Origin of the sequence: Serratia grimesii NBRC 13537 (genome assembly GCF_001590905.1) — a bacterium.
Lineage (GTDB): Bacteria > Pseudomonadota > Gammaproteobacteria > Enterobacterales > Enterobacteriaceae > Serratia > Serratia grimesii.
Map to the genome: position 1 here is coordinate 78,634 of NZ_BCTT01000020.1, position 22,142 is coordinate 100,775.

Consider the following 22,142-nt stretch of genomic DNA (forward strand, 5'->3'; position numbering starts at 1 on the left):
GCGTTAGCTCAGCGTGCCATAGCAGTTTTTTACCGCAATATTGCGTGACTTGAATCAATTCAGCTGGGTGTTTTTGCTATAATATCCAGCAATAAAGCCGTAAAGCTGGTTTTCTGTAGCCTGAGAGGTTCCAAGACAATCGGCGAATACAGAATTCTTAAGAAATTGCATCTACAGTTCAGAGGTAGTCATGATCAAGAAAATCGGTGTACTGACGAGTGGCGGTGATTCGCCGGGTATGAACGCTGCGATCCGTGGCGTTGTGCGTGCTGCACTTTCGGAAGGTCTGGAAGTTTTTGGTATTTACGATGGCTACCTTGGCTTGTACGAAGATCGCATGGAACAATTGGACCGTTACAGCGTGTCCGATATGATCAATCGCGGCGGCACTTTCCTCGGTTCAGCCCGCTTCCCAGAATTCAGAGACGACAGCGTACGCGCCAAGGCGATTGAAAACCTGCAAAACCGCGGCATTGATGCGCTGGTGGTCATTGGCGGTGACGGTTCCTATATGGGTGCCAAACGCCTGACGGAAGAAGGCTTCCCTTGTATTGGTTTACCGGGCACCATCGATAATGACGTAGCCGGTACTGACTACACTATCGGTTTCTTCACCGCGCTTGAAACCGTAGTGGAAGCCATTGACCGTCTGCGCGATACCTCATCTTCTCATCAACGTATTTCCATTGTTGAAGTGATGGGGCGCTACTGCGGCGATCTGACCCTGGCGGCAGCCATCGCTGGTGGTTGTGAATTTATCGTGTTGCCTGAAACCGAATTCAACCGCGAAGACCTGGTTTGCGAAATCAAGGCTGGGATCGCCAAAGGTAAGAAACACGCGATCGTGGCGATCACCGAGCACATCTGCGATATCGATGAGCTGGCTCGTCATATCGAACAGGAAACCAAGCGTGAAACCCGTGCTACGGTGCTGGGCCATATTCAGCGCGGTGGTTCTCCAGTTGCTTACGACCGTATTCTGGCTTCCCGCATGGGTGCCTACGCTATCGAACTGCTGTTGCAGGGCTACGGTGGGCGCTGTGTCGGTATCCAGAACGAGAAGATGGTGCACCATGACATCATCGATGCGATCGAAAACATGAAGCGTCCATTCAAGGGCGACTGGCTGGATACAGCGAAAAAACTGTACTGATCCCGTCTTAACCCGGGCAATAGAAGCCTCCGCATGCGGAGGCTTTTTTTATGCCTGTGCGGTTATATTCCAGAATCGTATAGTCCAACATTTTTTATTCTTTAATTGATAGGGAAGTTTCTGGCAGGCTCTGATGCTAAATCAACCGATTGAGGTTGCGATTATTTTCCTGGGAGAGCGAGTCGATGCGTAAATGGGGTGTAGGTCTGACAATCATGTTACTGGCGTCCGGTGCCATGGCGAAAGATATCCAATTGCTGAACGTTTCATATGACCCGACACGTGAGTTTTATCAGGAATATAACACCGCATTCGGCAAATACTGGCAGCAGCAGACTGGAGATAAGGTGACGGTACGCCAGTCGCATGGCGGCTCCGGTAAGCAAGCGACGTCGGTGATCAACGGTATTGAAGCCGACGTAGTGACACTGGCATTGGCCTACGATGTGGATGCTATCGCTGAGCGAGGCCGCATTGATAAAGCGTGGATAAAACGGCTGCCAGACAACTCAGCACCTTATACTTCGACCATTGTGTTCCTGGTGCGCAAAGGAAACCCAAAACAGATCCATGACTGGCCGGATTTGATTAAACCGGGTGTGTCGGTGATTACGCCGAACCCGAAAACATCCGGCGGTGCACGCTGGAATTACCTGGCAGCCTGGGGTTATGCATTGCATCAGAACAATAACGATCAGGCTAAGGCGCAGGCGTTCGTTAAGGACCTGTATAAAAATGTTGAAGTGCTGGATTCTGGTGCGCGTGGCTCAACCAATACCTTTGTGGAGCGCGGTATCGGTGATGTGTTGATCGCCTGGGAAAACGAAGCGCTGCTGGCGGAAAAAGAACTGGGTAAAGACAAGTTTGAAATTATCACTCCGAGTGAATCGATTCTGGCTGAGCCAACCGTGTCGGTGGTAGATAAGGTGGTTGATAAGCGTGGTACCCGCGATGTGGCTACTGCTTATCTGAAGTATCTGTATACACCGGAAGGGCAGACTATTGCGGCGAAAAACTACTATCGCCCACGTGATGCGGCAGTGGCTGCCAAGTTTGCCGAGCAATTCCCTAAACTGAAGCTTTTCACCGTGGATGATACTTTTGGTGGCTGGACGCAAGCGCAGAAGGTGCATTTCGCGACGGGTGGCGTGTTTGATGAGATCAGCAAACGCTGATAGTTGATGAGCCACAATAAAAAACCCCGGCATGCCGGGGTTTTGTCATTTATCAGCCGAGCGAAATCAGGCTTTTTTAGCGGCAGCAGCGGCTTTGACGATCACAGCGAAAGCATCGGCTTTCAGTGATGCGCCGCCAACCAGCGCGCCGTCGATGTCTGGCTGGGTGAACAGCTCGGCAGCATTTTTATCGTTCACGGAACCACCGTACTGGATGATCACTTCTGCAGCGACGGCTGCGTCCTGTTTAGCGATGTGATCACGGATAAATTTGTGTACGGCTTGTGCCTGCGCTGGGGTGGCAGACTTGCCGGTACCGATAGCCCAAATAGGTTCATAGGCGATAACTGCGCCTTTGAACGCTTCAGCGCCCTGAGTTTTCAGCACTGCGTCGATCTGGCGTGCGCAAACTTCTTCGGTTTTACCCGCTTCGTTTTCTGCGTCAGTTTCACCGATGCACAATACAGGGATCAGACCGGCAGTTTTCAGCACGGCAAATTTCTCGGCGATCGCTGCATCGGTTTCTTTGTGGTAGGTGCGACGCTCGGAGTGGCCGATGATGATGTATTGCGCGCCAATATCTTTCAGCATGTCAGCGGAAACTTCACCGGTGAATGCGCCGGACAGGTTTACGTCTACGTTTTGGGCGCCCAGAGCAATGCGGCTACCAGCCAGCGCGTGCTTGGCTTGGTCCAGGTACATGACTGGCGGTGCGATAGCGACGCCACAACCATCAACGCTGCTCAGTTCATTGCGCAGAGCGGCGATCAGTTCGTTAACCATGTGAGTGCTGCCGTTAAGCTTCCAGTTACCCATAACTAATGGATGACGCATGTTTTTTCCTCCAACAAGGGAACGCGAGAGTCGAAATAACCACTGCCGGACCGGCAGTTTACCTGCCCAACAGTATAGAGATGATTAAGCACGAAGGCTTTGCTTTTCGTCATTAAATAGCCAGCTGTTATGGCTCGGATAACGTCAGCTTAACCGGTTCAACAGCGAAAGTTACCCCTTTATCGCCATTGTCTGACACAACATAGCGGATCGCACCGACCTGCTGTTGGTAAAAGCGTGAACCTTTGCCTTTTTCCAGCAGGGTGGCCACTTTGCTCAGGCTTTGATCCACCGTGAGTGCGGTTTCAAACTGGCGCATCAGTGCGGCCATATAGCTAATAGCGATGGTGCGGGCGGCTTTCTCTTCGCCGGTTTGTTGCAGCGGCAGGTGGGTGATTTGTAGCGTTTTGATTTTGCCGGTGCCTTTTTCCAATGCGGTAGAGGCATAGAGATTTTCGTTCAACTTGCTGGCGGCACGCGTCAGCAGCGGTGTGTCGTCTTCGGCAGCTGCGATAGCGCGAAATTCACCGATCGGCAATTTCGGGTTGTCGCGATTATATTTTTCGCGGAATTCCACCACCGTCAGATCAAACGTCGGCGCCCCGGCGAGCAGGTACGGCGCGGTAGGCGACGCACTGACGGCGGCATCCGGCGGATCGGCCCAAGCGCTGCTGATACTCAGCAACAGGCAGGCGATGGCGATGGTTTTTCTCAACATGGTATACACGGCATCAAGAACAAAGATGGCTCCGATTAAAGCGATAACCGAGGGGGATTGTCAAAGATCCCGTGCCATTATCGCTTGCTGACAGGAAAGCTGTGCGTTACTCCGCGTAATGCAGGGCGGAAACCTTCGCCATGCCGCGCCTATGTTACACTGCGCGGCAGATTATGGGCAGGCTAACAACGCAGGATTCAATGACAATACAACAGTGGTGCTTTTCGTTTAAAGGCCGAATTGGGCGGCGTGACTTCTGGATTTGGATGGTGCTGTGGCTGGTACTGATGGCGGTGGCTTTTTCTCTTGCCAGCCGCGAACTGGTGGATATCCAGACCATTGCATTCTTTATCGTCGGGCTGCTATGGCCAACGGCGGCGGTGTTGGTGAAGCGGTTGCATGACCGTAATAAAGCCGGTTGGTGGGCATTGTTACTGATCGTCGCATGGTTGCTGGCAGCAGGAAACTGGCAGATGCTGGCACCGGTTTGGCAGTGGGGGGTCGGGCGTTTTATCCCGACGTTGATCATTGTGATGATGATGATCGATTTGGGCGCGTTTGTCGGCACGCCCGAGGATAACCGTTTTGGCCCGCCAGCCAAACCAGTGAAGTTCAGTGCAGACTGAGGAACGGGTTACCAGTAGTGTTCGCTGGTGATATGGCCAGGCTTGCGGCGCAGATGCTTGCGCATCTGCCGCTGATCTTTCAGCGTCTGCTGGGTATCCCGCACCATTTGCGGGTTACCGCACAACATGACGTGGTCAGTTTCAGCATTGATCGTTAACCCTACTGCCGCTTCCAGCCGGCCGTCTTCAATCAGCGCCGGTACGCGGCCAGTCAGTGAGCCGGCGACTTCCTCGCGGCTTACGACAGTCTGAATACGCAGTTTGCCGTTGTAGCGTTGTTGCAGCTGTTGCATCAGTGGCAGGTAGCTGAGATCACGCGCAAAGCGGGTGGCATGGACCAGCACCAGATTTTTGAAGCGCTCCAGGTCTTTACCTTCCTGCAGAATGGATAGGTATGGGCCGATGGCAGTACCGGTTGCCAGCATCCACAGGGTGTCACATTCGGGGACTTCTTCCAGCACGAAAAACCCGGCAGCTTCTTTGGTTACCATTACTTCCGACCCAGGCTGTAGCTGATTGAGGCGGGGGCTCAGTTTGCCTTCCGGCACGGTGACCAGGTAAAACTCCAGGTTCGGATCGCTGGGGGCGTTGACATAGGAATAGGCGCGTTGGACGCGTTCGCCGTCAATCTCTAGTGCCAATTTGGCAAATTGCCCCGCGATGAATGGAGCAATGGGAGCGTGGACGGTAATACTGAACAGCCCGTCGGTCCACTGCGTGACTTGCGTAACCTTGCCTTTAACCCAGTCAGCCATACTCTAAAGCTCCAATGGTCGAATCAAATAAGCGCAATGTCGTGAGCCGGAAATGGCATGTGCTGTACGCTCTATGCGATAGCTGTGACCAAACAGGCGGTGAAACAGCTGTAGTTCCGAATCACATAGGCTGCTGCAGGCGGTGGCTGCTATGCCAATAGGGCAGTGGTTTTCTACCAGTAGCATGCCTTGCGGATGTTCAAACAGTTCGGCCATATAACCGTCGTGTTGCCGCAGGCGCACTAACCGGTTGAGTTTGGCCTGATGGCCAGTCTCCTCTGACAGTTCTTCGGCATAGCGTTGATAAAGTTTATCTTCGCGTACACTGAGTAACTGCTCTACCCCTTCAGTGCCAAACAGCTGCTGCGCTGAGCCCAGTAGCGCCGTCGCCAACGTATCGTGGCAATCGGCGAACTGAGCATGACCCTGATGGGTCAGCGACCAATAGCGCGTAGGGCGACCTACTTTGGTGCGTGCCTCTTCGTAACAAACCAACTCACGTTTTTCCAGGGATTGCAGATGCTGACGGATGCCCATTGGGGTGATATCCAGACGCTCAGCCAGCATTTTGGCGGAATGCGGCCCCAAGGTTTTTAACTGCAATAAAATCAGCTCTGGTGTCTTCATTAACCCAATCCCTATGGTGTTATTTTATTTCAAGATGATGAAAATAATTATCGATTAAATGCTAAAGGCAAACTACTGAAAGTTTGTCATTGTTAACTCCTAAGCGTTAGACGTACAGTTTAATTTACGTGGCTGGTTGCCTTTGCTGCCACTGTGACCGAGATCAATATCTTCCTGAAACTCGCTAAAAAAATAAAATTTGTTAGCTTATGCCGCCATAGAGGGCTGCTCGCCGTTCTGGCTGAATTCCGAGCCATACCGGGACGCTGTGACGAGTTAATACGTTAACGAAGATAATGAGAAAAATAGAAAACTTTCACCTGTTGGTGATGCTTACCCTGTTGGTGGCCGTCGGTCAGATGGCGCAAACCATTTATGTCCCTGTTGTTGCTGATATTGCTAAAGATCTGTCGGTGCGCTCCGGTGCAGTGCAGCGAGTGATGGCGGCGTATCTGATGACCTATGGCTTCTCGCAACTGATTTACGGTCCGCTGTCTGACCGTATTGGCCGTCGCCCGGTGATCCTGGCTGGGATGATGATTTTCATGATTGGAGCCTCAGGAGCGTTGCTGTCCAGCAGCCTGACGATGCTGGTTGCTGCCAGTGCTATTCAGGGGATGGGTACGGGCGTGGCTGGAGTGATGGCACGTACGATGCCGCGTGACCTGTATGCCGGTACCTCACTGCGATACGCTAACAGCTTGCTTAACATGGGGATCCTGGTGAGCCCGCTGCTGGCACCGATCATCGGTGGGGCGTTGGCGATGGTATTTGGTTGGCGTGCCTGTTATGCCTTCCTGTTGGTGCTGTGTATCGGTGTTGCTTTCGCCATGTTTCGCTGGCTGCCGGAAACCCGGCCGCAGCAGACCGAAAAGCGGAGAATGTTGGCGAGTTTCCGCAAGTTGTTGGGCGATAGCACGTTCAGTTGTTATTTGGTGATGTTGATCGGTGCACTGGCGGGGATTGCTGTGTTTGAAGCCAGTTGTGGTGTGCTGATGGGCGGCGTGCTGGGCTTGAGCGGTCTGACCGTCAGTATTTTGTTTATTCTGCCGATCCCGGCGGCGTTTTTTGGTGCCTGGTACGCCGGTCGTGATGGCAAGACCTTCCACAGCTTGGTGTGGCACTCTGTCATTAGTTGCCTGCTGGCGGGTCTGATGATGTGGATCCCTGGGTGGTTTGGCGTGATGAATATCTGGACGCTGATTGTGCCGGCTGCATTGTTCTTTTTCGGTGCCGGGATGATGTTCCCGCTGGCTACGACGGGCGCGATGGAGCCTTTCCCTTATCTGGCTGGGGCGGCAGGCGCGTTGGTAGGCGGTATGCAAAATATGGGCTCTGGCCTGGCGACCTGGCTTTCCGCCATGTTGCCGCAGACTGGGCAGTTCAGCCTCGGTTTGCTGATGTTTGCCATGGCACTGTTGATACTCCTTTGCTGGTGGCCGTTGTCGAACCGAATGCAGCACCAGGGTCATACCGTTTAAAAAACAGGGCGCCTTTGGCGCCCTGTTTCATTACAACAGAAATTCGTGCAGAGCGGGGTCTTTACGATCCAGATAATGGGTCGAACGGATACGGCGGATGGTGCGTGATTTACCACGGATTAACAGCGTTTCCGTGGTGGCCATATTACCCTGACGGCTGATACCTTCCAGTAGGTCACCTTTGGTGATGCCGGTTGCGGAGAAAATGACGTTGTCGTTGCGTGCCATGTCATCCAGCATCAACACCTTGCCAGCTTCAATGCCCATCTCTTTGCAGCGCGCGAGTTCTTCTTCGCCGATGCGGCGATTCTCGGCGCTGTCGCCCTTCACCTGGTGGCGTGGTAACAGACGCGCTTGCATATCGCCATCCAGTGCACGGATTACCGCAGCGGAAATTACCCCTTCAGGCGCGCCGCCGATGCCATACATCACGTCGACTTCGCTGTCAGGCATACAGGTCAGGATAGAGGCCGCGACGTCGCCGTCAGGGATGGCAAATACACGCACTCCGAGCTGCTGCATCTGGGCGATCACGCCATCATGCCGCGGCTTGGCCAGAATAACGACGGTCAGTTGGCTCAGTGGTTTGCCTAAACAGGCTGCGACCTTGTTCAGGTTCTCTGCCAGAGGCAAATTGAGATCGATAACGCCGCGGGCTGCCGGACCCACCACCAATTTTTCCATATACATGTCCGGAGCGTGCAGAAAGGTACCGCGATCGCCTACCGCCAGGACGGCCAATGCATTGGGCTGGCCCATGGCGGTCATGCGAGTGCCTTCGATGGGATCGACGGCGATATCCACCGCATCACCTTGGCCGCTGCCGACCTGCTCGCCGATATACAGCATTGGCGCTTCATCAATTTCGCCTTCGCCGATCACGATGCGGCCATCGATATCCACTTTATTGAGCATAATGCGCATTGCGTTGACCGCCGCACCATCGGCGGCGTTCTTATCGCCGCGTCCCAACCATTTGTAGCCCGCCAGTGCGGCGGCTTCGGTAACACGGGAAAATTCGATGGCTAATTCACGTTTCATGGCAAAACCTGTCTGTGATAAAGGGAGAAAATATCGACAAAGTTTATCACAGCGGGCGATGGGGAGGGCGGGGCAAAAAAAACGCGCCACCTAGAGGCAGCGCGTGATGGGATTAACCTGACCAAACAGCGTTAGTCGTGCTCTTCCCATGCTTGTGCACGGGCAACCGCTTTTTTCCAGCCGCTGTAACGGAAGTTACGTTCGGTGGTTTCAATGCTTGGGCGGAATTCACGCTCGATAACAGCCTTGCTCTTCACTTCATCCAGGTCATTCCAGTAGCCGATAGCCAGGCCAGCCAGGAATGCCGCGCCGAGTGCTGTCGACTCACGCACTTCAGGACGCTCTACACGGGTACCGAGGATGTCAGACTGGAACTGCATCAGGAAGTTGTTAGCAACGGCACCACCGTCCACACGCAGCGATTGCAGACGGGTGTTGGAGTCGGCCTGCATGGCATCCAGCACGTCGCGTGTCTGGTAAGCGATAGACTCCAGTGTTGCGCGGATGATGTGGTTACTGTTAGCACCGCGTGTAAGACCGAAGATCGCACCACGGGCATACGGGTCCCAGTAAGGGGCACCCAAACCAGTGAAGGCCGGCACCACGTATACGCCGTTGCTGTCTTTCACCTTGGTAGCAAAGTATTCGGAGTCGGCCGCATCGCTGATCAGTTTCAGCTCATCGCGCAGCCACTGAATAGACGCGCCGCCGATGAAGACTGCGCCTTCCAGCGCGTAGTTCACTTCGCCGCGTGGACCGCAGGCGATAGTGGTCAGCAGGCCATGGCTAGAACGCACCGCTTCTTTGCCAGTGTTCATCAACAAGAAGCAGCCAGTGCCGTAGGTGTTTTTTGCCATGCCCGGTTGAACGCAAAGTTGGCCATATAGCGCCGCCTGCTGGTCGCCAGCGATACCGGCGATAGGAATACGTGTACCGCCTTTACCGCCGATGTTGGTCTGACCGTACACTTCTGAAGAAGGGCGGACTTTTGGCAACATGGCACGCGGGATGTCCAGCGCTTCCAGCATGCGTTCATCCCAGTCCAGCTCATGGATGTTGAACATCATGGTACGCGAGGCGTTGGTGTAATCGGTCACATGCACCCGCCCTTGGGTCATTTTCCACACCAGCCAGGTATCAACGGTGCCGAACAGCAGCTCGCCGCGTTTGGCGCGTTCACGGGCGCCTTCTACATTATCAAGGATCCATTTTACTTTGGTGCCGGAGAAGTACGGGTCAACCACCAGGCCGGTGTTGTGACGGATGTACTCTTCCATACCATCGCGTTTGAGCTTCTCGCAAATGTCAGCGGTACGACGGCATTGCCAGACGATGGCGTTATAAATTGGCTTACCAGTCTCTTTTTCCCAGACGATGGTGGTTTCACGCTGGTTGGTGATGCCGATACCGGCGATTTGATCGGAATTGATGTCTGCCTTCGCTAACACTTCTACCAGCGTTGAGCTCTGAGAAGACCAGATCTCCATCGGATCATGCTCGACCCAGCCGGCTTTCGGGTAAATTTGCGTGAATTCACGCTGGGATACCGCAACAATATTGGCATTGTGGTCTAGCACTACGGCACGTGAACTCGTGGTTCCCTGGTCGAGAGCGACAATGTATTTTTTTTCTACAGTCATGATTTTAGTCCTGCTGTTGTTAACCGTTTAAAACTGTGCCAATCACGCTTTACGCTGCTGAGCCTTGGCGGCGGGTTTTTCTTCTTCTACGCAAACGTCACACGGCAGATTGCGGCCAATGAGCATGCGGTAGCCGAAGGCACCCAGGCAGGCACCGATGATTGGGCCAAAGATTGGCACCAGGAAGTACGGAATATCACGTGCACCGGTGAAGGCCACTTTGCCCCAGCCTGCCAGATAAGCGAACATTTTAGGACCGAAGTCACGCGCCGGGTTCAGTGCAAAGCCGGTCAATGGTCCCATAGAGGCGCCGATCACGGCAATCAGAATACCAATTAACAATGGGGCCAGTGGGCCACGCGGAATGCCGTTGCCGTCGTCGGTCAGCGCCAAAATCAGGCACATCAGAATTGCGGTAATCACGGTCTCTACCAGGAAAGCCTGGCCGACAGAAATGTGCGCATTAGGATAAGTGGAGAAGATGCCAGCCAGGGCCAGGCTTGCATCACTGCCGCGAACCATATGGTTGGCCGCTTCAAAGTCGTAGAACAAGTTGTAATACAACCCGTAGACCAAGGCTGCTGCGCAGAAGGCTCCGGCGATCTGCGCGACAATGTAAGGGAGTACTTTGCGTCCGTCAAAGCAGGCGAACAGCCACAATGCGATGGTGACTGCCGGGTTGAGATGCGCACCGGAGATGGCAGCGGTCAGATAGATAGCCATGGCAACGCCGAGGCCCCAAATGATACTGATTTCCCATTGGCCGAAGCTGGCGCCAGCCAGTTTCAGCGCGGCAACGCAGCCTACGCCAAAGAATATCAACAGGCCGGTGCCGAGGAACTCAGCGATGCACTGGCCTTTTAGGGTCGGACTGGTGGTTTGGCTCATAATGTTGTTGTCCTGCAAAACGGCGGTTATAGGTTTATAGGCTCAGTGTGTGTATCGATTTGGCCTATGGGTACAGTTTTTTTCATCTCGTCCAATTATTAATTGAGGACGTGATGTAAATTTATCGTTAACGAACATAAACGAGAAATAGCGAAATCAAAATGTGTGTGCTTCGTCATAAAATTGAGCGAATTCGCGTCGTTCTGTGTTCTTTCTGCTCCATAAAAGTGTGATCTGACCAGTGCTTTCGCCACCGACTGTTAACAAAACGATTTTGCAGGCTGCGAATATTTTCAGTTTTTGCTGATGGCGAAGGCAGGAAAATTGCAACAGACTGCGCGATGAGCCGGATGTTGCTAGACAGTCGGGGACAGGCTACTTACAATCGTTTTTATCGAAAGAAGCGTTTTATCGGGACAGGCGCGTTATTTTCAATAAAAGCGTGTGTCACTTGGCGCGATGCATATTCGCAGCAGTTGCAACCTGAGTTGCGGCCGTTACCTATAGATGTACGCCTTGCTATCATGAGGGGACTGAAGCATGTCATTTGAAGTATTTGAGAAATTGGAATCAAAAGTTCAGCAGGCGATCGATACCATCACCCTGCTGCAGATGGAAATTGAAGAGCTGAAAGACAAAAACAATACTCTGTCTCAGGAAGTTCAGGCTGCCTCTGGCAACCACGAATCGCTGGTACGTGAAAACCAGCAACTGAAAGAAGAGCAGCACGTATGGCAAGACCGCCTGCGCGCGCTGTTGGGCAAAATGGAAGAAGTCTGATTCCGTATTGCACGATCGAAAAGGGCGCCTTAGGCGCCCTTTTTCATATCTGAAGATTACTCGATGTCGAGAGGATCCTCAGACAGAATAATACCGGTATTGTCGGCATACAGATGATCGCCGGAGAAGAAGGTCACACCGCCAAAGTTAACGCGGATATCGCTTTCGCCAATACTTTCACTGGCGGCACCGACAGGAATGGCTGCCATCGCCTGAATGCCGATGTCCAACTCTTCCAAATCGTCCACCTGACGCACTGCACCGTACACAACGATGCCTTCCCATTCGTTCTGGGTAGCCAGGCGTGCCAACTCTGCGTTGATCAGGGCACGGCGTACCGAGCCGCCGCCGTCAATCACCAGGACGCGACCGCGCCCGTTTTCTTCAAGCAGCTCGAATAACAGGCCGTTATCCTCAAAGCATTTCACCGTAGTGATTTGCCCGCCAAATGAAGTACGCCCGCCAAAATTGGAGAATAGAGGCTCAACTACGTTCACCTCTTCGTGATAGATGTCGCAAAGTTCGGAAGTATCGTATTTCATAGGATTTTACGTCTGTTTGCCGCTGGAATAACCAGTATATCCCTTTATCCGCCCTGTTGGCAAAATCATCAGTTCGATGGCTAACTGAGCACCACACCGACAGCAAACAACACATTGGCCAGAAGGGCTGCCTTGACCATGTGTTCCAGCATTGGCCGCATGCCGGCTGGCGTCGGATCACGCAACACCCGCAGGCCATGTCGTACCAAGAGGGGAATCGCCAACACAAACAGCCAGCCCCACAGGCTATGCAGGTTGAGCAGCGTAAACAGTGCAAAGCACACCACCGCCCCGATCAGCAGTAGTACATGGTAATAGCGAGCTTTCTGTGGCCCGAGCCGTACTGCCAACGTATTTTTGCCGTTAGCACGATCGCTTTCGATATCGCGCAAATTATTAATATTGAGTACCGCTGCAGCCAACAGGCCGCACGCGGTGGCAGGTAGCATCACGATGCTGTCAAACGCATGGGTTTGCAGGTAGTAGGTACCTGCCACGCTCAGCCAGCCGAAGAACACCAGCACCGAGATGTCGCCAAGTCCCAGATAGCCATAGGGTTTGGTACCGACGGTATAGGTAATGGCTGCGACGATAGAAAGCCCACCCAGCACCAGGAAGCCCACGACGTCACTGGGTTGCTCACAGGCGACGGCGATCAGTGAACAACCTGCGATGGCGATCAATACAACCGTTACTACCAGAGCGCGCTTCATCTGCGCCTGGGTGATCATCCCCTTTTGCATACCGCGTAGCGGCCCAATGCGGTCTTCTTTGTCGCTGCCTTTTACCGCATCGCCATAGTCATTCGCCAGGTTGGAGAGTATTTGCAGTAGACCGGCGGTCAGCAATGCCAGCAGTGCGACGCCGGGTTTCAGACTGCCTTGCCAGGCAGCAATGGCGGAACCGACGACGATCGATGCAAAGGCCAGCGGTAGAGTGCGTGGTCGTAAACTTTCAAGCCAGGCTCTGGCCGGGGAGGTGGTAGTTGATGAGCTCATTTTTCGCTTCAGAGTAAGTGGCTGTGTCCGCTAGAAATAATTGTGGGAGGCAATGCCTCCCACAGATGACTGACTGGACATGATTGAGCGATTATAGGATAAAACGACTCAAATCTTCATCTGCTACCAGTTCATCCAGATGATTACGTACGTAATCCGCATCAATTGTAATGGATTGACCGTTAATTTCACTCGCATCATAGGAAATATCTTCCATCAGACGCTCAAGCACGGTATGTAAGCGACGTGCGCCGATGTTTTCGGTGCTTTCGTTAACCTGCCATGCGGCTTCAGCGATGCGGCGGATGCCTTCAGCGGTGAATTCGATATTCACGCCTTCAGTACCCATCAGCGCTTTGTATTGCTCGGTCAACGAAGCGCTTGGCTCGGTCAGAATACGCTCGAAATCTTCAGTGGTCAGCGCTTGCAGCTCAACGCGGATTGGCAGGCGACCCTGCAGTTCCGGGATCAAGTCTGATGGGCTGGCAGTCTGGAAGGCACCGGAGGCGATAAACAGAATGTGATCGGTTTTCACCATGCCGTGCTTGGTAGAAACAGTACAGCCTTCCACCAATGGCAGCAGGTCGCGCTGCACGCCTTCACGAGACACGTCAGGGCCAGAGCTTTGGCCACCACGCTTACAGATTTTGTCGATTTCGTCGATGAACACGATGCCGTGTTGCTCAACCGCTTCGATCGCCTGTTCTTTCAGCTCTTCTGGGTTAACCAGTTTGGCCGCTTCTTCTTCCACCAGCAGCTTGAAGGCTTCTTTGATCTTCAGCTTGCGCGGTTTCTGCTTTTGACCACCGAGGTTTTGGAACATCGATTGCAGCTGGTTGGTCATCTCTTCCATGCCCGGAGGTGCCATGATTTCCACACCCATCGGCGCAGCAGCCAGATCGATCTCAATTTCTTTGTCGTCCAACTGGCCTTCACGCAGTTTCTTGCGGAATGCCTGGCGAGCAGCAGACGGCTCCTGATGTTCTTCCGACTGGCCCCAGTTGTTCTTGGCCGGTGGGATCAGCACGTCGAGAATACGTTCTTCCGCCAGCTCTTCGGCGCGGGTACGGTTCTTATCAATCGACTGCAAGCGCACCATTTTGATCGCGGCATCGGTCAGGTCGCGGATAATTGAATCCACTTCTTTACCGACATAGCCCACTTCAGTGAACTTGGTGGCTTCAACCTTGATGAACGGGGCGTTAGCCAGTTTTGCCAGACGACGGGCAATTTCGGTTTTACCGACACCGGTCGGGCCGATCATGAGAATGTTCTTTGGCGTGACTTCATGGCGCAGCATCTCGTTAAGCTGCATCCGGCGCCAGCGGTTACGCAGGGCAATGGCAACGGCACGTTTGGCTTTGTTCTGGCCAATGATGTAGCTGTCCAGTTCGCTGACGATCTCGCGCGGGGTCATTTCAGACATAGTATTCGATCCTTACGCTTTGGAAGGCAATTCTTCAATGGTGTGGAAATGGTTGGTGTAAATACAGATGTCACCGGCGATGTTGAGGGACTTATCAACAATTTCGCGGGCGCTCAGTTCGGTATTTTCCAACATCGCGCGGGCGGCTGCCTGGGCGTATGGACCGCCGGAGCCAATCGCAATCAAATCATTTTCAGGCTGGATCACGTCACCGTTACCGGTGATGATCAGCGATGAGTGTTCATCTGCGACAGCCAGCAGGGCTTCGAGTTTGCGCAGCATGCGGTCGGTACGCCAGTCTTTCGCCAGTTCAACGGCTGCTTTCACCAGGTGACCCTGGTGCATTTCCAGCTTGCGCTCGAACAGCTCAAACAGCGTGAAGGCATCCGCAGTACCACCGGCGAAACCAGCAATTACTTTGTCGTTATACAGGCGACGCACTTTCTTGACGTTGCCCTTCATTACCGTATTGCCCAAGGTGGCCTGGCCATCGCCACCGATCACTACCTGGCCGTTGCGGCGTACGCTTACAATTGTTGTCACGAGCAGACCCTCGTTGAAGACGGAAAGAAGCCCTCGCAGCATCTGCTTGCGCAGACACTACGAGGCATATTGAGAGTATAGATGGGGGGGGATTGACGCTTTTCAACCCCCAACGGAGAGGGGAATGCAACTTGACATGCCTACGCCCTTCAGGCGCGACAGGGTTTTGTCCGCAACAGCCCGGTTGCTGTAAGGACCGAGTACCACGCGATTCCAGCCACCACCCGCGGTGATGCGGCTTTCGATGCCTTCAAACGCCAGGCGTGCACGCACAGACTCTGCCTGATCGGTCGCGCGGAATGAACCGCACTGCACCATCCACTTCTGCTTCGATTCTGGCTTGGTTTCCTGCTTGACCGTTTCCTGACTGACTTCCGGCTTGGCCTCAGGTTTCGGCTGCGGTTTTGGCTCAGGATGCTTAACCTGTGCCGGCGGCGGTGTAACCGGCTGCGGCTTAGGTTTCGGCTGCGCCTGTTGCTGCACAGGTTGCGTTGTCGCGCTGTTGTTAAATGGATTACGCGGTTGCGTTACCTGTGGTTGCTGTATGGGCTGCTGCTGCACCTGCTGTTGTTGCATTTGCTGCTGTTGCAGACGGCTATTGCGTACAGCGGCTTGTGAAGGATCGTTATACGGCACTTCATTGAGCTGTGTTGGACGCTGTTGCATATCCGCCTGCATCTGATCCAACAGTTGGCGCTGTTCAGCCGTCAGTTGTGTTTTGGAACTGGCTTCGCCGCCGGCCGTAGGTTCGGTCGGGGTTTGTACGCCAATCTGACGATTTTCCAGCTCTTTGATGTAGCGCCAACGCTCTTCCGGTTTCGGCGGTAGGCCGTTACCTGGACGAGTGCTGTGCACAGGCAGCAGCGGCGTATCATCCGGCTTGTTGTGCGTAATGAAATAGAGGCCACCGATAAAAATCACCAGCAGTGCGACGGCCAACGCCAACACGGTTTTGGAGACCTTCGGAGAACTGCGTTTTTTACGGCTGGGGGGTTTACGCTTAGCTCCTGCTGCGCGCCCACGGCTTACATAGTCTTTTTGTGCCACTATTATTCCGCTGTGTCCTGATGAGGGGATAAGTCCGTCATGTTACTGAACCCTAAAATATTTGACTAGCGTTTAGGGGCAGCAGTGCTGCCTCTGATAATCAATTCACTGTCTAATAGCCGGGAGCCGCTTGCCACGGTCTGTCCGTGTAACTGCTCCAACAGCAACAGCATTGCTTGCTGGCCAATCTGGTAGCGCGGTTGAGCCACGGTGGTTAACGGTGGATCGCAATATTGCGCTAATTTGATGTCGTCAAAGCCGACGATGGAAAGGTCCTGCGGTACGCGCAGCCCCATCTTTTTCGCCTGCGACAACACGCCGATCGCCATGACGTCACTGTGGCAGAAAATTGCCGTCGGTGGTTTTGGCTGTGCCATCAGCGTCGCCAGTGCCTGAGCACCAGCTTCGTAGGTGAAATCACCCCGGGTAATATAGCTGCTTTCGACGCTAATGCCATTACGACGTAGCGCCTGAATATAACCTTGCAACCGATAATGGCTGAGCGGCATCTGTTCTGGCCCAGCGACACAGGCGATTTGCTTGTGTCCGAGCTGGTGTAAATAATGTACGGCTTCGAAGGCGGCGGTAAGATTATCGATGTGTACCGTCGGCAGTTCGAGTTCCGGGGCAAACTCGTTGGCCATCACCATCGGTGGCAGATTACGTTGTTCTTCTTTGCTGGCATCAAACGGCAAGTTGGAGCCGAGCAGCAGCATGCCGTCGATTTGTTTGGTAATAATCAAATTAACGAACGTGCGTTCCTGCTGATTTTGCTGTGCGCAGTCGCCAATGAGCACCAGATAGCCCTGTTGTGCTGCTGTTTGCTCGATCCCCTGGATCACATCGGCAAAAAACGGATCGCAAATGTCGGGGACGATCACCAGGATGGTGCGGGATTCGTTGCGTTTGATATTGCGTGAGAGGGCATGAGGAGAGTAACCCACGGCCAGCACGGCCTGTTCCACTTTTTGGCGCGTCGGCGTTGACACCTTTTCCGGGTTCATCAGCGCACGCGACACGGTTGCCGTTGAAACGCCCGCCATTTCGGCAACGTCTTTCATGGTTGCCATGGATAATTCTTTCTTGTGTTCCAACGCCTTTCTCCTTGCGTTAGCCCCATGCCAACGCGACGACTTCAGTTTGCTCACAAATTCGGGCGTGCGGTGGTGTTGTTATCATTTAGCGCCATCCGCGCTTAAACATTCCGCCACTGTGCTGCAAGAGGTGACAAAATTGCTTTCAGAGATATTCTAAACAGAATATGTCCTGCCTTTGTTACCTAATTTGCATAAAAAGTGTGACCTGTGAAGGTTTTTTAGCGTTCGCTCGCAATTTCAAGGGTAAACGTTTGCATTGCATGAACTGAATCAGACTTTTCTGGGTTCAGCTGTCTATCGGATCGATGTCTAACGTCCACTTCACCTTACGTGCCTGCGGTAGGGTACCAACCAGTGGCAGGGAACTCTTCATCAACTGTTGTAACACCCGCCGGGAAGGGTGCTGCAACAAGAGTTGCCAGCGGAAGCGACCACCGCGTTTTGACTGCAGTGCCGGGACAGGCCCCATCACCCAGAGCGAATCATCTTTCAATGGGCTGGCTTCCAACAGATTACGCAGTTGCTGCAGGAATTGCGGTGCCTGTTGGTTATCGTGATCTTCCGAACGCACGATGATATGGCTGGTATACGGCGGAAGGAATACGCTATTGCGTTCTGCCAGTGTCTGTTTGGCAAAGGCATCGTAGCCCTGTTGCAACAGAATTTGCAGTAACGGGTGTTCCGGGTGGTGTGTTTGCAACAACACCTCACCCGGTTTGCCCGCGCGACCTGCACGACCGGATACCTGGGTATATAACTGTGCAAAGCGTTCTGCGGAACGGAAATCGGCCGAGAACAGTGCACCGTCAACGTCCAGCAGTGCCACTAACGTTACATCTGGGAAATGGTGGCCTTTTGCCAACATTTGAGTACCGATCAAAATGCGTGAACCGCCACGGTGAATATCTGCCAGATGTTGTTCGAGCGAGCCTTTACGGCTGGTGGTGTCGCGATCGATACGGGTGATTGGTGTTTCCGGGAACAGTGGCGCCAGTTCATTTTCCAACTGTTCGGTGCCGACACCGACTGACACCAGATGCGTTGATCCACACTGCGGGCATTGATGAGGCACTGGGCGTTGGCTGTCACAGTGGTGGCAGCGCAGTTGCCGCTGGTTTTGGTGGAAGGTGTAATAATGATCACAGCGTTGGCACTCGGCGATCCAGCCGCACTCGTGGCACAGCAGCGCTGGTGCGTAGCCGCGGCGATTGAGGAACAGCATCACCTGATTGCCGGCCTTTAAATGGTGCTGCATGCTTTTCAGCAACGGTTGTGACAGGCCAACCTTCAGCGGAAGACCTTTTAGATCGATCAAGTGCTGCGTTGCCGGTTTGGCGTTACCGGCACGCTGGGTGAGTTTGAGTTGACGGTATTTACCCAATTGCACATTGTGCAGCGTTTCCAGAGCGGGCGTAGCAGAGCCCATCACCATTGGGATGTTTTCCTCGCGGGCGCGGAAGACCGCCAGATCGCGGGCATGGTAGCGCCAGCCTTCCTGCTGTTTATAAGAGCTGTCGTGTTCTTCGTCGATAATGATCACGCCCAGGCGTGAAAATGGCGTAAACAGCGCAGAACGGGTGCCGATGACAATTGCTGCTTCCCCGCTGCGGGCGCGCAGCCAGACTGACAGACGCTCACTGTCGTTTAGGCCGGAATGCAGCACGTCCACCGGCGCGTTGAAACGTTCCCGAAAACGAGCGATGGTCTGTGGCGTCAGGCCGATCTCCGGCACCAATACTAATGCCTGCTTGCCCTTCGCCAGAATATTCTCCAGCACGCTGAGATAGACCTCGGTTTTGCCGGAGCCGGTGACACCGGCCAATAGCCAAGCGGCGAATTGGTCGTCCTCACTGCGGATGGCGCCCACGGCAGTTGCCTGTTCGGTATTCAACCGCAGCCGTTCGCCCAGTACTTCAAAGCCTGGTCGCCAGTCCTGTGTTGCTACTGTCTGGGCCCGTAAGTCGATTAACCCTTTCGTGCGTAGCGCTTGCAACGCGCTTTCGGTTAACTCCAGTTCACTGACCTGATGACGATAGACCGGGCGTTGCAACAAAGCGGCCAGTGCCTGTTGCTGTTTAGGCGCACGTTTCAGGCTTTCCGGCAGAGTGGCACGGCCCTGTTCGGTGGCAAACCACTGCCATAACGGCGCGGTTTCGGCGGGTTTTCCCTGGCGCAGCAGGATCGGCAGTGCGTGAAACAGCACCTCGCCGATTGGGTAATGATAATAGTCACTGGCCCAGCACAGGATGCGCCACAGGCTGGGAGAGAACAGGGAAACATTGTCGATCACGCTGTCGATTGGCTTGAGTTTATCCAGCGGTAATTCGCTGGTCTCGCTACAACCAGTGACGATACCTATCGCCCGTTGCTTACCCCAGGGAACGCCCACGCGTGCGCCAACCACCGGCTGCAGACCTTGCGGCAGCAGATAGTCGAAGGTACGAGCGAGGGGTACCGGCAAAGCAACGTGAACAACAGGCATGGGGTCATCCAGAGTAAAAAAAACAGTTCATTAGTTTACACGGCGCACTGGCAAATGTACGGTTCCGATTGCGCGGCACTTTTAATTCTGTATAATTTGCCGCCTTTGGTATAATTCGATACCAAATTTTATTATCAACCACGTGTGGTGTCTGGCGAAACAGGGCTGGATAGCGACACGGCCTTAACTGAGGTTTCCCATGAAACAAGGTATCCACCCAAAATACGAAGAAGTTACTGCTAACTGCTCTTGCGGTAACGTGATCAAAATCCGCTCTACCGTGGGTCACGATCTGAACCTGGACGTTTGTGGCGCATGCCACCCGTTCTACACTGGCAAGCAGCGTGATGTTGCTACCGGTGGCCGCGTTGACCGCTTCAACAAGCGTTTCAGCGTGCCAGGCGCTAAGAAATAAGATTTCTTATCGTCAGATGAAAAAGGCGCCTTCGGCGCCTTTTTTCGTTTCTACCGTCTGCATTCGCAGACCGGCACTTAATATTCCCAGGTATCGGGATCCACACCCAATTCACGCATCAGCAGTTTCGCGGCTTCCGGGATTTCATCGCTGCGTTCTTTGCGCAGGTCTTCGTCGTTCGGCAGCGGCTGGCCGGTAAAGGCGTGCAGAAATGCTTCGCACAGCAATTCGCTGTTGGTGGCATGGCGCAGGTTATTGACCTGGCGACGCGTCCGTTCATCGGTGAGGATTTTCAGAACCTTCAGCGGAATGGATACCGTGATTTTTTTTACTTGCTCGCTTTTTTTACCGTGTTCAGCGTAAGGGCTGACATACTCGCCGTTCCACTCAGCCATGGGACACCTTAAATTTGTCAGAAAAATTACAAAACTCTAAAAACCGGCCAATTATGCCCGATCTTCACTGTTCTCACTAAATAAATGTCAATTTTACGCGACCAAGGTCACTGAATGCTGACGATCAATAGGTGTCGCCTATGCATTCCGGGTTAACATCGTATCGTCATATCAAACTGGCATAATTTTAGCGGGTATTAGGGCTTTGCTCAATCTATACGCAAAGAAGTTTAGATGTCCAGATGTATTGACGTCTATCGTTGCTGCGATTAATCTTTAGGCCTCATTCATCCGAATCCCGAGAGCCGAGAGACCCTATGACGCGTAAACCTGCCACGATTGCCGTACGTAGCGGCCTGAACGATGACGAACAGTATGGCTGCGTTGTCCCGCCGATCCACCTGTCCAGTACCTATAATTTTACTGACTTCAACCAGCCTCGTGCTCATGACTATTCACGCCGCGGTAACCCAACGCGTGATGTGGTGCAGCGTGCACTGGCAGAGTTGGAAGGTGGTGCGGGTGCAGTCATGACCAGCAGCGGGATGTCGGCGATCCATCTGGTGACAACCGTGTTCCTGCAACCCGGCGATCTCCTGGTGGCTCCACATGATTGTTATGGTGGTAGTTATCGTCTGTTCGACAGCCTGAGCAAGCGTGGTGCTTACCGCGTGCTATTTGTCGATCAGGGGAATGAAGAAGCGTTGCAGCAAGCGTTGGCGCAAAAGCCCAAACTGGTGCTAATTGAAAGCCCAAGCAATCCGCTGCTGCGTGTCGTGGACATTGCGGCGATTTGTGATGCAGCCCATGCAGCGGGTGCATTAACTGTAGTGGACAACACCTTCCTTAGCCCGGCATTGCAACAGCCTATCAGCCTGGGTGCGGATCTGGTGGTGCACTCCTGCACTAAATACCTCAATGGCCATTCTGACGTTGTGGCCGGAGCAGTCATCGCCAAAGATAAAGATCTGGCGGTGGAGCTGGCCTGGTGGGCCAACAATATCGGTGTGACGGGGGGGGCATTCGACAGCTATTTGTTGCTGCGTGGTATGCGTACCCTGTCGCCACGCATTAAAGCTGCGCAACAAAACGCCGAAGCAATTGTCAGTTATTTACAGCAGCAACCCTTAGTGAAAAAGCTGTATCATCCTTCTCTGCCACAGAACCCTGGGCACGAGATTGCACGTCGTCAGCAACGCGGCTTTGGCGCGATGCTCAGCTTTGAACTGGACGGTGATGAAGCGCTACTGCGTCGTTTTCTGTCTGCCCTTGAGTTGTTTACTCTGGCAGAATCGTTGGGCGGCGTAGAAAGCCTGATCTCGCATGCAGCGACCATGACCCATGCAGGTATGGCGGCAGAAGCCCGTGCGGCGGCCGGTATTTCCGAGAGCCTGCTGCGTATCTCCGTGGGTATTGAAGACAGTGAAGATTTGATTGCCGATCTGGAACGAGCCTTCCAGGCGGCGGCAACGAGGTAAG

22 protein-coding genes are annotated in these 22,142 nt (G+C 53.6%); 7 read left to right on the top strand and 15 right to left on the bottom strand.

Going from position 1 to position 22,142, the window contains the following annotated elements; all coding sequences use genetic code 11:
* Window positions 1-190 precede the first annotated feature (190 nt).
* On the top strand, window positions 191-1,153 hold the full coding sequence (pfkA, locus tag SGR01S_RS22065) for a 6-phosphofructokinase (protein WP_037425599.1): 963 nt from the start codon (window positions 191-193) through the stop codon (window positions 1,151-1,153).
* Between the two features lie 185 nt (window positions 1,154-1,338).
* Window positions 1,339-2,328 (top strand): sulfate ABC transporter substrate-binding protein, encoded by a 990-nt coding sequence (locus SGR01S_RS22070; protein WP_061808607.1) that lies wholly within the window; start codon window positions 1,339-1,341, stop codon window positions 2,326-2,328.
* 66 nt (window positions 2,329-2,394) lie between these two features.
* On the opposite strand, the gene tpiA is transcribed toward SGR01S_RS22070, so the two are convergent.
* Window positions 2,395-3,162, bottom strand: coding sequence for a triose-phosphate isomerase (tpiA, locus tag SGR01S_RS22075; protein ID WP_012147479.1), 768 nt, complete (start codon window positions 3,160-3,162; stop codon window positions 2,395-2,397).
* A gap of 127 nt (window positions 3,163-3,289) precedes the next feature.
* Complete coding sequence (locus SGR01S_RS22080; RefSeq protein ID WP_037425592.1) at window positions 3,290-3,880, bottom strand: DUF1454 family protein; 591 nt, start codon at window positions 3,878-3,880, stop codon at window positions 3,290-3,292.
* Window positions 3,881-4,080: 200 nt separating this feature from the next.
* Between SGR01S_RS22080 and SGR01S_RS22085 the strand changes: the two genes are divergently transcribed.
* Window positions 4,081-4,506 carry a DUF805 domain-containing protein gene (locus SGR01S_RS22085; protein WP_037425588.1) on the top strand — a complete coding sequence of 142 codons (426 nt, stop codon included), beginning with the start codon at window positions 4,081-4,083 and terminating at the stop codon, window positions 4,504-4,506.
* 8 nt (window positions 4,507-4,514) lie between these two features.
* Here the strand turns inward: SGR01S_RS22085 and fpr are convergent, their stop codons facing one another.
* Window positions 4,515-5,261 (bottom strand): ferredoxin--NADP(+) reductase, encoded by a 747-nt coding sequence (gene fpr, locus SGR01S_RS22090; RefSeq protein ID WP_037425585.1) that lies wholly within the window; start codon window positions 5,259-5,261, stop codon window positions 4,515-4,517.
* Between the two features lie 3 nt (window positions 5,262-5,264).
* Window positions 5,265-5,888, bottom strand: coding sequence for a helix-turn-helix transcriptional regulator (locus tag SGR01S_RS22095; RefSeq protein WP_061808608.1), 624 nt, complete (start codon window positions 5,886-5,888; stop codon window positions 5,265-5,267).
* A 296-nt stretch (window positions 5,889-6,184) separates the two neighbouring features.
* Here SGR01S_RS22095 and emrD point away from each other — a divergent pair, with 296 nt between their 5' ends.
* Entirely contained in the window at window positions 6,185-7,369 is a 1,185-nt protein-coding gene (gene emrD, locus SGR01S_RS22100) for a multidrug efflux MFS transporter EmrD (RefSeq protein ID WP_037425581.1), read from the top strand.
* 30 nt (window positions 7,370-7,399) lie between these two features.
* Here the strand turns inward: emrD and glpX are convergent, their stop codons facing one another.
* The 3 genes from glpX to SGR01S_RS22115 form a co-directional block, all read right to left on the bottom strand.
* On the bottom strand, window positions 7,400-8,410 hold the full coding sequence (gene glpX, locus SGR01S_RS22105) for a class II fructose-bisphosphatase (RefSeq protein ID WP_037425579.1): 1,011 nt from the start codon (window positions 8,408-8,410) through the stop codon (window positions 7,400-7,402).
* A gap of 131 nt (window positions 8,411-8,541) precedes the next feature.
* Entirely contained in the window at window positions 8,542-10,050 is a 1,509-nt protein-coding gene (gene glpK, locus SGR01S_RS22110; protein ID WP_061808609.1) for a glycerol kinase GlpK, read from the bottom strand.
* Between the two features lie 42 nt (window positions 10,051-10,092).
* Complete coding sequence (locus tag SGR01S_RS22115; protein ID WP_037425575.1) at window positions 10,093-10,938, bottom strand: MIP/aquaporin family protein; 846 nt, start codon at window positions 10,936-10,938, stop codon at window positions 10,093-10,095.
* Window positions 10,939-11,478: 540 nt separating this feature from the next.
* Between SGR01S_RS22115 and zapB the strand changes: the two genes are divergently transcribed.
* Complete coding sequence (gene zapB, locus SGR01S_RS22120) at window positions 11,479-11,718, top strand: septal ring assembly protein ZapB (protein ID WP_012147470.1); 240 nt, start codon at window positions 11,479-11,481, stop codon at window positions 11,716-11,718.
* 56 nt (window positions 11,719-11,774) lie between these two features.
* On the opposite strand, the gene rraA is transcribed toward zapB, so the two are convergent.
* From rraA to priA, 7 genes are all read right to left on the bottom strand, one after another.
* The gene (rraA, locus tag SGR01S_RS22125) at window positions 11,775-12,260 is read right to left on the bottom strand and encodes a ribonuclease E activity regulator RraA (protein WP_020837546.1); all 486 of its coding nucleotides are present in this window, start codon (window positions 12,258-12,260) and stop codon (window positions 11,775-11,777) included.
* Window positions 12,261-12,340: 80 nt separating this feature from the next.
* Window positions 12,341-13,258, bottom strand: coding sequence for a 1,4-dihydroxy-2-naphthoate polyprenyltransferase (locus tag SGR01S_RS22130; protein ID WP_037425571.1), 918 nt, complete (start codon window positions 13,256-13,258; stop codon window positions 12,341-12,343).
* A 91-nt stretch (window positions 13,259-13,349) separates the two neighbouring features.
* Window positions 13,350-14,684 (bottom strand): ATP-dependent protease ATPase subunit HslU, encoded by a 1,335-nt coding sequence (gene hslU, locus SGR01S_RS22135; RefSeq protein WP_037425568.1) that lies wholly within the window; start codon window positions 14,682-14,684, stop codon window positions 13,350-13,352.
* A gap of 12 nt (window positions 14,685-14,696) precedes the next feature.
* Window positions 14,697-15,227, bottom strand: coding sequence for an ATP-dependent protease subunit HslV (hslV, locus tag SGR01S_RS22140; RefSeq protein ID WP_004953184.1), 531 nt, complete (start codon window positions 15,225-15,227; stop codon window positions 14,697-14,699).
* Window positions 15,228-15,329: 102 nt separating this feature from the next.
* Entirely contained in the window at window positions 15,330-16,274 is a 945-nt protein-coding gene (ftsN, locus tag SGR01S_RS22145; protein WP_061808610.1) for a cell division protein FtsN, read from the bottom strand.
* A 65-nt stretch (window positions 16,275-16,339) separates the two neighbouring features.
* Window positions 16,340-17,368: a DNA-binding transcriptional regulator CytR gene (gene cytR, locus SGR01S_RS22150; RefSeq protein ID WP_037425563.1), complete on the bottom strand. Its 1,029-nt coding sequence runs from the start codon at window positions 17,366-17,368 to the stop codon at window positions 16,340-16,342.
* A gap of 289 nt (window positions 17,369-17,657) precedes the next feature.
* On the bottom strand, window positions 17,658-19,853 hold the full coding sequence (gene priA, locus SGR01S_RS22155; RefSeq protein ID WP_061808611.1) for a primosomal protein N': 2,196 nt from the start codon (window positions 19,851-19,853) through the stop codon (window positions 17,658-17,660).
* 199 nt (window positions 19,854-20,052) lie between these two features.
* On the opposite strand from priA, the gene rpmE reads away from it, so the two are divergent.
* Entirely contained in the window at window positions 20,053-20,268 is a 216-nt protein-coding gene (rpmE, locus tag SGR01S_RS22160) for a 50S ribosomal protein L31 (RefSeq protein WP_037425558.1), read from the top strand.
* Between the two features lie 77 nt (window positions 20,269-20,345).
* Here the strand turns inward: rpmE and metJ are convergent, their stop codons facing one another.
* On the bottom strand, window positions 20,346-20,663 hold the full coding sequence (gene metJ, locus SGR01S_RS22165) for a met regulon transcriptional regulator MetJ (RefSeq protein WP_012147461.1): 318 nt from the start codon (window positions 20,661-20,663) through the stop codon (window positions 20,346-20,348).
* 317 nt (window positions 20,664-20,980) lie between these two features.
* On the opposite strand from metJ, the gene metB reads away from it, so the two are divergent.
* The gene (metB, locus tag SGR01S_RS22170) at window positions 20,981-22,141 is read left to right on the top strand and encodes a cystathionine gamma-synthase (RefSeq protein WP_061808612.1); all 1,161 of its coding nucleotides are present in this window, start codon (window positions 20,981-20,983) and stop codon (window positions 22,139-22,141) included.
* The last annotated feature ends 1 nt before the right edge of the window (window position 22,142 follow it).

Bases quoted from the DNA above. Each gene is read 5' to 3' on its own strand.
- pfkA (WP_037425599.1), top strand. From the start codon at position 191: ATGATCAAGAAAATCGGTGTACTGACGAGTGGCGGTGATTCGCCGGGT.
- SGR01S_RS22070 (WP_061808607.1), top strand. From the start codon at position 1,339: ATGCGTAAATGGGGTGTAGGTCTGACAATCATGTTACTGGCGTCCGGT.
- tpiA (WP_012147479.1), bottom strand. From the start codon at position 3,162: ATGCGTCATCCATTAGTTATGGGTAACTGGAAGCTTAACGGCAGCACT.
- SGR01S_RS22080 (WP_037425592.1), bottom strand. From the start codon at position 3,880: ATGTTGAGAAAAACCATCGCCATCGCCTGCCTGTTGCTGAGTATCAGC.
- SGR01S_RS22085 (WP_037425588.1), top strand. From the start codon at position 4,081: ATGACAATACAACAGTGGTGCTTTTCGTTTAAAGGCCGAATTGGGCGG.
- fpr (WP_037425585.1), bottom strand. From the start codon at position 5,261: ATGGCTGACTGGGTTAAAGGCAAGGTTACGCAAGTCACGCAGTGGACC.
- SGR01S_RS22095 (WP_061808608.1), bottom strand. From the start codon at position 5,888: ATGAAGACACCAGAGCTGATTTTATTGCAGTTAAAAACCTTGGGGCCG.
- emrD (WP_037425581.1), top strand. From the start codon at position 6,185: ATGAGAAAAATAGAAAACTTTCACCTGTTGGTGATGCTTACCCTGTTG.
- glpX (WP_037425579.1), bottom strand. From the start codon at position 8,410: ATGAAACGTGAATTAGCCATCGAATTTTCCCGTGTTACCGAAGCCGCC.
- glpK (WP_061808609.1), bottom strand. From the start codon at position 10,050: ATGACTGTAGAAAAAAAATACATTGTCGCTCTCGACCAGGGAACCACG.
- SGR01S_RS22115 (WP_037425575.1), bottom strand. From the start codon at position 10,938: ATGAGCCAAACCACCAGTCCGACCCTAAAAGGCCAGTGCATCGCTGAG.
- zapB (WP_012147470.1), top strand. From the start codon at position 11,479: ATGTCATTTGAAGTATTTGAGAAATTGGAATCAAAAGTTCAGCAGGCG.
- rraA (WP_020837546.1), bottom strand. From the start codon at position 12,260: ATGAAATACGATACTTCCGAACTTTGCGACATCTATCACGAAGAGGTG.
- SGR01S_RS22130 (WP_037425571.1), bottom strand. From the start codon at position 13,258: ATGAGCTCATCAACTACCACCTCCCCGGCCAGAGCCTGGCTTGAAAGT.
- hslU (WP_037425568.1), bottom strand. From the start codon at position 14,684: ATGTCTGAAATGACCCCGCGCGAGATCGTCAGCGAACTGGACAGCTAC.
- priA (WP_061808611.1), bottom strand. From the start codon at position 19,853: ATGCCTGTTGTTCACGTTGCTTTGCCGGTACCCCTCGCTCGTACCTTC.
- rpmE (WP_037425558.1), top strand. From the start codon at position 20,053: ATGAAACAAGGTATCCACCCAAAATACGAAGAAGTTACTGCTAACTGC.
- metJ (WP_012147461.1), bottom strand. From the start codon at position 20,663: ATGGCTGAGTGGAACGGCGAGTATGTCAGCCCTTACGCTGAACACGGT.
- metB (WP_061808612.1), top strand. From the start codon at position 20,981: ATGACGCGTAAACCTGCCACGATTGCCGTACGTAGCGGCCTGAACGAT.